Here is a 10494-nt window from a genome sequence, read left to right as displayed (position 1 = left end):
CGGGCCGAGGCGAACCTCGCACTCTTCGAGTACATCGACGGGTTCTACAACAGCCGGCGCATCCAGAAACGCCTCGGCTACCTCAGCCCGGTCGAGTTTGAAGAGCAGCACTACGCCGAGCAGGCAGCGACCGAACGAGCGAACCTGAAACCCCGCCAACCTGCTCTGACCAGCTGATCAGCCCCTCCCGAGCAACGGGGGAACCTCAAACGGCCAGCTCACCGCGACCTACGCCTCGGTGGCCGGGGCCATGCTGCCGTGCTCGGTCTGGCTGGCCATGACACTGATCGGTCTTGAGGACCAGGCACACCGCTCGATCGTCGTCATCAGCGCCGGCACCCATCTACGCGTCCTGCTCGCGACGGTCGGGACGGCCGTCATATGGTGCCTGCTGCTGATGGCTGCCGGCCTGGTGCTGCCGCTGCTGTTTGGAACCCACACACCCGGCCTCGCGGATCTGGCGCTGGGGACCGCGGCCCAACTCACCTGCGCCTTCACCGGCATAGCCATCGGACTGGTCTGCTCGCGGCTGGTGTTCCGACGGCAGGGCTACGCGCTCGTCCTCGCCCTGGTGCTCCTCCTGGCCGTGCTGCTGGGCAAGGGCATTTCCCCAGTCAACGTCATGCTCACCCACCTGCAGAACGCGTCGGACTCGGCTGACGCCCTGGCAACCACGGGTGTCCTGCTCGCCGTCAGCGCGGGCTTCTTGGCGGCCGCAGTTGCTATGACACGGGCGATCACCCGCAGGAAGGCATGAACTCTGCGGCGGTGTGCCCGCACCGGCGCAGGCTGCGCAGCGCCGTCCGGTAGCACGCATGCCCCGCCGTCCTGGCCGCTTCGGTGAGTGTGGGGGCGAAAGCGCCCAGGAGCGCGGACGCCTCGGTGATGTAGCGGTCGGCAATGGGCGAGTGCCGACCTGGCCGCGAATTGCGCGTGGGAGTACCCATTGCGCAGGTGGGCGAGGGCGAGCAGAGCCTGCTGGCCAGCGCTCAGGCGCCTCCAACGGCTGCCGGTCGCCCGTCAGTGCGCCCGCAAACGGGGCCCATTGAACTGCCCATGAGGCAGGTTGGAAAGGGTTCAGTGGCTACTATGAAACAGCTCGGTGTTCCAGGGTCGTGTCCCCAGGCGTGGTGTAGCCGATCACGGTCCGTCGCTTCCGCCTTGGAGCCGTCCGGTACGTGCCGCAGCCAGCCGTCGTGCGATCACCGCTGGTCCCGGCCCGGCGAGCCTCAAAAGGGCCTCCAGCGAGGGCGATTCGGGCCGTGACTTGGGAATTCCGTCAGCTTGATCGGCTACACCACTCGGCGGGACGCCATCGAGATATCCCGCGGTATCGCGGCCGGCGAATCTGGCCGACAGTTGGCCAGGCGGCTGGGCCGATCGCCTTCGACCGTCTCCCGCGAGATCGCCCGCAACGGAGGCCGGGACCGCTACCGTGCCGCATCCGCCGATGAGGCCGCCCACGCGCGCGGGCGCCGGCCCAAGCAGGTCAAGCTCGCCCAACGACCGGCTCTGCGCGCCTTGGTGGAGGCGAAGCTGACTCTGTGCTGGTCTCCCGATCAGATCGCAGGGTGGCTGCGGCGTCAGTTTCCTGGCGACGCCACCATGCAGATCTCGCACGAAGCGATCTACCTCTCGCTCTATGACCCTCGCCGGCGACAGGCGATCGACCGTAACCTCACTCAGCGCCTTCGGTCAGGCCGACCCATGCGCCGTCCGAAGATCGCCCGTCGGCCTACCGGGCAGGGCATCATTCGCGGCATGGTGTCCATCACCGCCCGCCCCGCCGAGGCCGAGGACCGTAAGGTCCCCGGTCATTGGGAGGGCGACCTCGTGATGGGCACCAGGCCCTCGGTGGTCGCCACGCTCGTTGAGCGAACCAGCCGCTACACAACCATCGTCGCGCTGCCGGACGGCATCAAGGCCGAGCAGGTCACCCCGCACCTCACCAGAAGCCTCCTCGGCATCCCACCCCACCTGCGGCGGACGCTCACCTGGGACCACGGCCGGGAGATCGCCGAGCACCAGGCCATCACCACCGAGACCAGGATGCCGATCTACCTCTGCAAGCCGCGGAGCCCGTGGCAGCGCGGCACCAACGAGAACACCAATCGGCTGCTTCGGCAGTACCTCGCCAAGGGCGCCGACCTCTGCACGTTCAGTCAAGCCGACTTGGATGCCATCGCTCACGACTCAACCACCGTCCGCGCAAGACCCACGGCTACCGCACTCCGGCAGAGGTCTACGCTGACCTTCTGAACAGCAGTGATGCGCTGACCACTTGAGCTCGCCATCGTTTGACGACAGGCGGCCGATACGAGTCAGGTTGCGGGCTGGGCGGACTTCCAGGCCTGGTAGTGCAGTTCGGGGTTGTCGGTGAAGGCGATGCGGCGCGGGCGCCAGCCGAGCAGGCGGTGGGCCTTGGCGCTGGTGACGAGTTCGTCCTGGTCGGCTGCCATCTGCATCATGCCGCCCGCCTCCGCGGTCTCCAGCGCGATGTTGCCGGTGTATCCGGCGGCCCGTACGGCCGCGTGCTGCATGTCGAGGGCGGTGATGCGCTGGTCGTCGGCGATGACGAACGTCTCTCCGTCGACGGCCCGGGGGTTGTCGAGGATGCGCACGTAGGCGTCGGCCAGATCGTCGACATGGACCCAGCTCCACCGCTTGGCGGTGTCGCCGAAGAACACGGGGTTCTTCGCTTCGGCGGCGGCGAACCACTGTCCGGTCATGGACGTGGTGGCCGGTCCCCCGTACATGAAGCCGGGCCGCACGATGGTGTGGGCGAGACCGGAGGCGGCCAATTCCCGTTCCAGCGCGAAGCGGAAGCCGATGGGGCTGTCGGGGTTGCCGGGCGTGTTCTCGTCCATCAGCGCAAGGCCGGTGCGGCCGTAGGAGGAGATGCCGGTGGTGAACACCAGATGGCGGCGGCGTCCGTCGCGTTCCTGGGCGGCGAGGAGTTCGGCGAACAGGCGCTGGTCGCCATCGATGGGGTCGCTCGTGTCCATCAGGAGATGGACGACGGCATCGGTTCCCTCCAGGTGGCCGCGCCAGGTCTCGGCCTTGGAAAAGTCGCCCATGACGGGGGTGACTTCGTCGGTGACGAGTGCGCGGGCGGCGGGGGCGTCGGTGTCGCGGGTGAGGCCGAGGACGGTGTGTCCGGCGCGGGCCAGGGCGGTGGAGACGCGGCGACCGGCGTAGCCGGTGGCACCGATGACGAGGATCTGCACGGTGGTGCTCCTTTCGGGGCGGTACTCGGGGGTCTTCGCGTGTCAGGCGGCGGATGTGACGGAGAAGAACCGAGTGAGCCGGTCGGCCGTCCAGGCGGGGTTGTCGGCAGCGAATGTGTGGGCCGCGTCCGGGACGATGTCGGCGCGCACGTCGTCAGCGATGTCGCGGGCGCCGTCCAGCAGGATGCTCTGAGGCAGTCCATGCTCGCCGTTCAGGACGAGAACGGGCATGGCCAGGCGGTCCCCGGCGCGGGCCCGCTGCCCATCTTCGACGAGGGTGGCGTAGTGCTCGAACCCTCCACGCATCGCGTCGGGCCGCGTGTAGACGCGCAGCAGGTCCGCGCGGTCGGCGTCAGTGATGCCGCCGCAGGTCATCACTGACCAGAACCCGGCCAGGTACTGCTCCTCCTTGCCGGCGGTGAGCATGGCGGCCAGCTCGCTCTGCGCGTGGAACCCGAAGTGCCATGAACCGCCGGTTGCGGGGTTCATGTGCTCCTCCAGACCGAAGCCGGGCAGGAACGCCTCGCTGAGCACGAGCCGCTCCACGTCCGCGGGGTGGTGCTGGGCCCAGGCGTGCGCGGTCATGGTGCCGACGTCGGTGCCGATGACGAAGGCGCGCTCGTGGCCGAGGCGCCGCAGGAGCCGGTGGAGGTCACCGGCCTCCTCACGTTTGGTCCAGTGCCCGGCCGGGATCTGCGAGTCGCCCGAGCCACGCAGGTCGGGCGCGACGACGGTGAATCCACGCTCGGCCAGCAGCGGTATGACCGCACGCCATTCGATCCAGGTGAACGGCCAGCCGTGCACGAGAACCACCACGGGGCCCGCTCCGCCGGTCACGTAGTGGATACGCACGCCATCGAGGTCGGCCCACGCGTGCTCGAACCCCGCCGGGGCTGATGCCAAGGTACTCATAACCCCAGCCTCTTTAATTGCTTGCTTCGTCAAATAGAGTAGAGGCATGGCCGACACCTCACCCGCGACCGATCACCTCACCGACGACGAACTGCTGCTATGGCAGAGCCTGGGCCGCCTGGTGCACTCCCTGCCCCGCCTGCTGGAGGAGGACATGTCCCGCACCAGCGTGACCATGACCGAATTCGCCGTCCTCCTGCTCCTGAGCGAAACACCCGAGCACCGTATGCGCATGTCCGCGCTGGCCGCGGCTTCCGGCCTGACGCCCTCTCGCATCACCCGTATCGTCGAAGGGCTTGCGCGCCACGGCATGGTACGCAAGGAACGCCACGGCCGGGACGCCCGCGGCAGCGAAGCCGTCCTTACCGAACCCGGCCTCCGGGCCTTGCGGGCCGCCCAGCCCGCCCACCTGGCCAGCGCCCGCCGACGCGTCCTCGACCACATCCCCGCCGACATCCTGCCCGGCATGGCCGCCGCCCTCGCGCGGCTCGCCGACACCCAGCAACGCACCCGGTAGCAAGCCTCACGGCGAGAAGCATCACCGCCATCGGTCCGATCCTCCGCCGTACCACGCGACGTTGGCGATGCCGACATCGCTCCCCCCGGCATCGCCCCGGCCGCCTCAGTCTCTCTCGCTCCCGTCGTCGTCCTCGTCCGGCTCCGGCGCCTCCGGGTCGCGCAGCGGGCGCAGGGCGCCGGCGGTCGGGACGCTGGCGGTGAAGCTGTAGCGGCCGAGCAGGTTCAGGTTGCGGTGCTTGAGCGGGGAGAGCCGGGCCATGTCCTCGTCCCGCAGTTCGTGGCCTTCGGCGCGGGGCTGGGCGACGGCGGTGTCGATGTATTTCGTCGTCCACAGGACGATGGCATGGAGGACCAGGCCGAGCGCGCCGAGCTGGTCCTCCATGCCGTCGCGGTAGGCCTGGTGGATGGTGCCGCGCTTGCCTTGGCACACGTCCCTCGCGAGCTTGTGGCGGGACTCTTACACGGTGAGCTGCCGGTTCATCTGCCGCCAGTAGGTGTCGTCCACCGGGTCGACCACCCGCAGCAGGTGCTCGGTCTTCGCGATCCGCCCGTACTCCGCGAACGCCGCCCCGAGCGGGGTCGGGCGGCCGTCGCGTCCGAACATGCGCAGCAGGTCGTAGGCGCGGATCTAGTAGGGCTTGATCAGGTTCGTATGGGTGTGGGGATGTCGCGGTGGCAGGTGGGGCAGGCGCCGGTCCAGGTGGCGAGGAGTGTCTGCAGGTTCTGGACGACTTGGTAGAGGCTCAGACCTGCGCCGGATCTTTTGGGTGACGGGCCAGTCGTGCAGGGTGCAAAAGGCATGGGCGGCGGAGACGAGGGTGACGTGGTGGTGCCAGCCGGCCCAGGTGCGGCCCTCGAAGTGGGCCAGGCCCAGGGCCTGTTTCATCTCGCGGTAGTCGTGCTCGATGCGCCAGCGGATTTTGGCCAGCCGCACCAGGGTGGCCAACGGCATGCCGGAGGGCAGGTTCGACAGCCAGAGCTGCACCGGTTCCGGCTCGGTGGCCGGCCACTCGGCCAGCAGCCACCGCTCGGACAGCTCCGGATCATCGACGGCCCTGCGGACGCCGCGTCCGGCCGGGCGGAGACGCAGGGCGACGAAGCGCGAGTACATGCGCTTGACGCCACTGCGGCCCTTGCCCGGCCGGGAGCCTTCCCGCCAGGACACCGGTCGGGCCGCCGTTTGGCCGACCGCAATGACCAGGTTCTTCACGGTCTGCCCCCAGGTTCGTGCACGACTGCGTGCCACCCTGCGATCGGCCCGCGAGGCGGGTGCCGCGGGCGATGCCGGGTCCGCACGCGCCCTGGTGGCGGAGATGTACGACGACGCGCGAGAAGCCGGCCTTCCCTGGGCTCCCGTGCTGCCCGGCCCCTGTGCGGCGGACCGGCAGGCGTGCGACTACGCCAAGGACGAACTGTCGACAGGTCCGCGGTCCTCCGGTCGCCGGTGATCGCCGCACGAGACGCGGTTCCCGCCACACGACCATGATCGACGATCAGGAACTCGTCGGGCCGGGCAGCGCCCCGCCGACAGGGGCCGTCCTCACCGCAGCGCACTCTTCTGCTGCCAGGCCGTCCACGACACGTTCCACGCACCGAAGCCGTTCCCCGGGTCGACCACGCCCTTGGTCTCCTCGCCCGTGATCTCGAACGGGTCACCCGGCCGTACCTGCCCGTAGAACCAGGCCGCGTCCGCGTCGCTCATGCCTATGCAGCCCGAACTGCGGTTGGCGTGGCCGAAGTAGGGGGCGTTCCACGGGGCGGCGTGCGCGTACATGCCCGACCAGGTCAGCCGCATCGAGTAGTCGACCATCTTGTCGTAGGCGGCGCCGAGGCCGACCGTCTCGGAGTTCATGTTGATCGTGCCCTCCTTGGCCATGAGCACGGCCGTTCCGCGCCAGGAGCGCTTGTCGCCACCGGGTGTGCCGCCGGAGACCGGGATGCTCCGGACGGTCCTGCCGTCGCGTACCAGCGTCAGCCGGTGGCGGTCGAGGTCGACCTCGACGATCTGCCGGGCGCCGACGGTGAAGGTCGTCGTGTAGTCGCGCACGAACCAGCCGCCGTCGGGGCCCGAGTCGGTACCGTTCAGTTCGGCGTTCAGCGTCACCTTCGTCCCGGGCTTCCAGTACGACTCCGGACGCCAGTCGACCCGGTCCCTGCCCGACCAGTCGCGTATCCAGCCCCAGGATCCCTCGGTGCCGTCCGATGTGGTGACCTCGAGCTGCTTCTCGACCTCGGCCCGGTTCCTGACCGGGTTGTCGAAGACCAGGGAGATCGGCTGGGCCACGCCGACGGTGGTGCCGGTGCCCGGACGCCAGTCGACCTTGTTGACCTTGTCCGCCTCCACCGTGGTGAAGGAGGTCTTCGTCGTCGTGGCGGTACCGCCCTCGGTCCGGGTCGCGGCGGCGACCGTGTACGCGGTGCCGGGCGCGGTCTTGCGGTCCGAGATCCACTTTCCGCCACCGGCCGCGACCTTGCCGGGCAGACGGCGGCCGTCGGCGTCGGTGACGGTCACCGAGGCGAGACGGCCGTGCGCGGCGGTGACCGTCACCGGCCGGCCCGGCGCGGCCTGCCGCCCCTGGGGTGTGACGGTGACCGCGACGGGCCGGTCGTCGGACCTCCCGGCCCGCGGCGCGTCCGAAGCGGTCGGGGACGGACTCGACGAGCAGGCGGCGAGCGGCGCCAGCAGGGCGGCCGCGACGGCGGCCCGTATCGGGGCAGGGGCGGACACACGTGTGCGGTGCAAGGGGACCTCCGTGATGGACGACTCCGCGGTGATGAGCGGACGATCGTGACTCTAGAGCCGGAAAAGGCCAGGTCAGACGCTACGGAGCAAGGTGACGGCGGTTGGTGCGGAACGGTCATGGTGCCGTCACATTCGCCGAGCGGAGCGGTCATGGGCCGCTGTGAGCATCGTCGGCGTCCCTGCGACAGGCCGGGGAGAAAGTGAGGATCGGACCGTGTCAGCACTGCTCGTACCGCCCGGCCGCGTCCCCCCGGCGGGGAAGGGCCCCGTGTCCCTCGGACCCATCACGCCCGAGGTCTACCGCGGCTTCCTGGCGTCACCCGCCGGCCGGGCCCTCGGCCCCGGCTTCCTGCAGTGTCCCTCCTGGGCCGACGTCAAGGAGGGCTGGCGGGCCCAGTTGCTCGGCTGGGGAACGGATCCGGGATCGGGGGCGCTGAGCGGCGTGGCGCTGGTGCTGCTGCGCCAGTTCCCCGGCACCCGCAGGTACTTCGCCTACCTTCCCGAGGGGCCCGTGGCCGACTGGGCGGATCCCGGGATCGACGTCTGGCTCACGCCGCTGCTCGACCATCTGCGCGGCGCGGGCGCGTTCGCCGTGCGCATGGGCCCCTCGCCCGCGTACCGGCGCTGGGACGCCTCCGTGCTGAAGCCGCTCGCCGGACCGGGCCGCCGGCTGGGCGACGTGCTCGCCAGCGAGGTCGACCCGCTCGGCACCGCCGTCGCCGAGCGGCTGCGTGCCCGGGGGTGGCGCCGCTGCGGCGGTGACGGGACCCCGGACGACGGGGACGCCCAGCCCCGCCACGTCTTCCGGGTACCGCTGGCCGGACGCACCGCCGAGGACCTGTGGTCCGGACTCAGCCAGGAGTGGCGGCGCAACGTCCGGCGCGCCCGGAAGGAGGGCGTGGAAGTGGTGGTGGGCAGTGCCGCCGAACTCCCCGAGTTCCACCGGCTGCTAGGCATCACCGAGCAGCGCGACGGCTTCCGGCTCGGCCGCTCCCTCACCTACTACGAGCGTCAGTACGCGGCGCTCAACGCCGAGGAGCCGGGCCGGATGAAGCTGTATCTCGCCCGTCACCGCGGTGAGGTCCTCGCCGCCCACACGATGATCACGGTGGGCCGCCGGGTCTGGTACCAGACCGGGGCATCGGCCGATCACCGACGCGAGGTAAGGCCCTCCAACGCCCTGCAGTGGCGGATGCTGCTGGACGCCCACGCCCTCGGTGCCGACGTCTACGACATGCTCGGGGTACCCTCCACTCTCGACCCTGCCGAACGTGCGTACGGACTGCTGCGGTGGAAGCTCGGCACCGGTGGGCAGGTCGTCGAGACGTCGGGGGAATGGGAGAGACCTTTGGGCGGCACCGCCAACCAGACGCTGTACCGCGCCTTCCAGGCGTACCTGAACCGCCGGTGAGCGCCACGATTCCGACCGGCTCGGACAGCGCCGCCCCCCGGCCGGACGACGAACGGTCCGGCGACGGCGGCGCCGGTGGGAAAGCAGCCTCCACTGCACGCAGCAGCGCCGTCATGGCCGCCGGGTCGATCGTCTCCCGGGGAACCGGTTTCGCCCGCTCCGCCGTGGTCGCGGCGGCGCTCGGCACCATCGGGACGACCGCCGACGGCTACGCGGTCGGCAACTCCCTGCCTACCATCGTCTACATGCTCCTCCTCGGCGGCGCGCTCAACGCCGTCTTCGTCCCCGAGCTGGTCAAGGCGGCCAGGGAGCACGAGGACGGTGGCGTCGCCTACACCGACCGGCTCGTCACCGTCTGCGTGGCCGCCCTGCTGGCGATCACCGCGGCCGCGGTGTGGGCGGCTCCCGCGATCGTCGACGCGTACACCGACTACAGCGGCCGACAGGCCGCCATGACAACCGCGTTCGCCCGTTACTGCCTGCCGCAGATATTCTTCCTCGGGTTGTTCACGCTGCTCGGACAGGTCCTCAACGCACGCGGCCGGTTCGGCGCGATGATGTGGGCGCCGGTTCTCAACAACCTGGTCGTCATGGCCGTGTTCGGCCTCTACCTGGCCTTCGCCACGGGCGGCGGGGACGCACTCACCCCGACCGAGACCGCCCTGCTCGGCTGGGGCACCACCGCCGGCATCGCCGTCCAGACCCTCGCCCTCCTCCCCGCGCTGCGCGCGGCGGGGTTCCGCTGGCGGCCCCGCTTCGACTGGCGCGGCAGCGGACTGACCCGTCCGTTGCGGGCGGCCTTCTGGCTGGTGCTGCTGGTGCTGGCCAACCAGGCCGCCTACTGGGTCACCACCCGACTGGCCACGACCGCGGGCCTCGACGGCGGGCCCGGATACAGCGCGTACAACAACGCCTACGTCCTGTGGGTCGTACCGCACGGCATCATCACGGTCTCCCTGGTGACCGCGCTGATGCCCCGGATGAGCGCGGCCGCCGCCGACGGGGACACCCCCGCCCTGCGGCGCGACGTCTCCCGGGCCCTGCGCACCTCCGCGTCCGCCGTCGTACCCGCCGCGTGCGTGCTGCTCGCCCTCGCCCGGCCGGTCATGGATCTCGTCTTCGGGTACGGCAGGACCAGCGCCGACGACACCGCTGCCATGGCCGCGATCCTGATGGCCTTCGCGCCCGGACTCGTCGCCATGTCGGGCCAGTACGTGCTGTCCCGCGCCTTCTACTCGCTCTCCGACACCCGCACGCCGTTCCTCCTCAACCTGGTGATCGTCGCCCTCAACGCGGGGCTGTCCGTGGCGGCCGCCCACCTGCTGCCCGCGCGCTGGGCCGTGACCGGCATGGCAGCGGCGTACTCGGTGGCGCTGTGCGCGGGCTGGGCGGTGACCGCCCGGGTGCTGAGCCGCCGTCTCGCCGTGGCACGCCCGCTGCGCTCGGGCGCCGCGAGGACGCACGCACGGCTCGTCCTCGCCGCCGTCCCCGCCACGGTGCTGGGCCACCTGGCCGCGCTGGGCGCCGCACAGGCGGGAGCCCTCGCCGCCGCAACCGCCGGGGCCGCCGTCATCGTGCTCACCTTCGCCCTGCTCGCCCGCCCGCTGCGGCTCACCGAACTCGCCGCCCTGCTCTCCGGCGTGCGCCGGCGAGCGGACCGGACCTGACCACCACCGAGGGAG

Annotated in this window: 9 protein-coding genes and 3 pseudogenes; 6 read left to right on the top strand and 6 right to left on the bottom strand. The window is 70.7% G+C overall.

From position 1 onward, the window contains the following. Both ACFY3N_RS34940 and ACFY3N_RS34935 read left to right on the top strand, forming a co-directional pair. Window positions 1-177: IS3 family transposase (locus tag ACFY3N_RS34940; protein ID WP_390820816.1), on the top strand; the 177-nt coding region annotated here is incomplete at its 5' end. A 61-nt stretch (window positions 178-238) separates the two neighbouring features. Further along, complete coding sequence (locus ACFY3N_RS34935) at window positions 239-757, top strand: hypothetical protein (RefSeq protein WP_390820813.1); 519 nt, start codon at window positions 239-241, stop codon at window positions 755-757. A 64-nt stretch (window positions 758-821) separates the two neighbouring features. Here the strand turns inward: ACFY3N_RS34935 and ACFY3N_RS34930 are convergent. Beyond that, a pseudogene (locus ACFY3N_RS34930) lies at window positions 822-1065 on the bottom strand (IS5/IS1182 family transposase); the annotation flags it as partial. Between the two features lie 219 nt (window positions 1066-1284). Here ACFY3N_RS34930 and ACFY3N_RS34925 point away from each other — a divergent pair. Continuing rightward, entirely contained in the window at window positions 1285-2259 is a 975-nt protein-coding gene (locus ACFY3N_RS34925; RefSeq protein ID WP_390820811.1) for an IS30 family transposase, read from the top strand. A gap of 62 nt (window positions 2260-2321) precedes the next feature. Here ACFY3N_RS34925 and ACFY3N_RS34920 read toward each other — a convergent pair whose 3' ends face one another. Further along, window positions 2322-3227: an NAD-dependent epimerase/dehydratase family protein gene (locus ACFY3N_RS34920; protein ID WP_390820810.1), complete on the bottom strand. Its 906-nt coding sequence runs from the start codon at window positions 3225-3227 to the stop codon at window positions 2322-2324. Window positions 3228-3269: 42 nt separating this feature from the next. Continuing rightward, entirely contained in the window at window positions 3270-4139 is an 870-nt protein-coding gene (locus ACFY3N_RS34915; protein ID WP_390820809.1) for an alpha/beta fold hydrolase, read from the bottom strand. Between the two features lie 46 nt (window positions 4140-4185). Here ACFY3N_RS34915 and ACFY3N_RS34910 point away from each other — a divergent pair, with 46 nt between their 5' ends. Then, window positions 4186-4656 carry a MarR family winged helix-turn-helix transcriptional regulator gene (locus tag ACFY3N_RS34910; protein ID WP_390820808.1) on the top strand — a complete coding sequence of 157 codons (471 nt, stop codon included), beginning with the start codon at window positions 4186-4188 and terminating at the stop codon, window positions 4654-4656. Window positions 4657-4761: 105 nt separating this feature from the next. Here ACFY3N_RS34910 and ACFY3N_RS34905 read toward each other — a convergent pair. The 3 genes and pseudogenes from ACFY3N_RS34905 to ACFY3N_RS34895 all read right to left on the bottom strand — a co-directional run. Beyond that, window positions 4762-5286: pseudogene (locus ACFY3N_RS34905) on the bottom strand (Tn3 family transposase); the annotation flags it as partial. Between the two features lie 115 nt (window positions 5287-5401). After that, window positions 5402-5874 (bottom strand): annotated as a pseudogene (locus ACFY3N_RS34900) (transposase); the annotation flags it as partial. A 324-nt stretch (window positions 5875-6198) separates the two neighbouring features. Further along, window positions 6199-7401: an Ig-like domain-containing protein gene (locus tag ACFY3N_RS34895; RefSeq protein ID WP_390820807.1), complete on the bottom strand. Its 1203-nt coding sequence runs from the start codon at window positions 7399-7401 to the stop codon at window positions 6199-6201. 214 nt (window positions 7402-7615) lie between these two features. Between ACFY3N_RS34895 and ACFY3N_RS34890 the strand changes: the two genes are divergently transcribed. Both ACFY3N_RS34890 and murJ read left to right on the top strand, forming a co-directional pair. Beyond that, the gene (locus ACFY3N_RS34890; RefSeq protein WP_390820806.1) at window positions 7616-8812 is read left to right on the top strand and encodes a lipid II:glycine glycyltransferase FemX; all 1197 of its coding nucleotides are present in this window, start codon (window positions 7616-7618) and stop codon (window positions 8810-8812) included. 113 nt (window positions 8813-8925) lie between these two features. Further along, window positions 8926-10479, top strand: coding sequence for a murein biosynthesis integral membrane protein MurJ (gene murJ / locus ACFY3N_RS34885; protein ID WP_390820815.1), 1554 nt, complete (start codon window positions 8926-8928; stop codon window positions 10477-10479). Window positions 10480-10494 lie beyond the last annotated feature (15 nt).

The sequence above is a fragment of the Streptomyces sp. NPDC000348 genome, from assembly GCF_042898795.1.
GTDB lineage: Bacteria > Actinomycetota > Actinomycetes > Streptomycetales > Streptomycetaceae > Streptomyces.
The sequence above is the reverse complement of the archived record's forward strand: the minus strand, read 5'-3'. Positions and strand labels throughout refer to the sequence as shown.

Coding starts and splice junctions, on each gene's coding strand:
- ACFY3N_RS34915 (WP_390820809.1), bottom strand. CDS start 4,139: ATGAGTACCTTGGCATCAGCCCCGGCGGGGTTCGAGCACGCGTGGGCC.
- ACFY3N_RS34910 (WP_390820808.1), top strand. CDS start 4,186: ATGGCCGACACCTCACCCGCGACCGATCACCTCACCGACGACGAACTG.
- murJ (WP_390820815.1), top strand. CDS start 8,926: ATGGCCGCCGGGTCGATCGTCTCCCGGGGAACCGGTTTCGCCCGCTCC.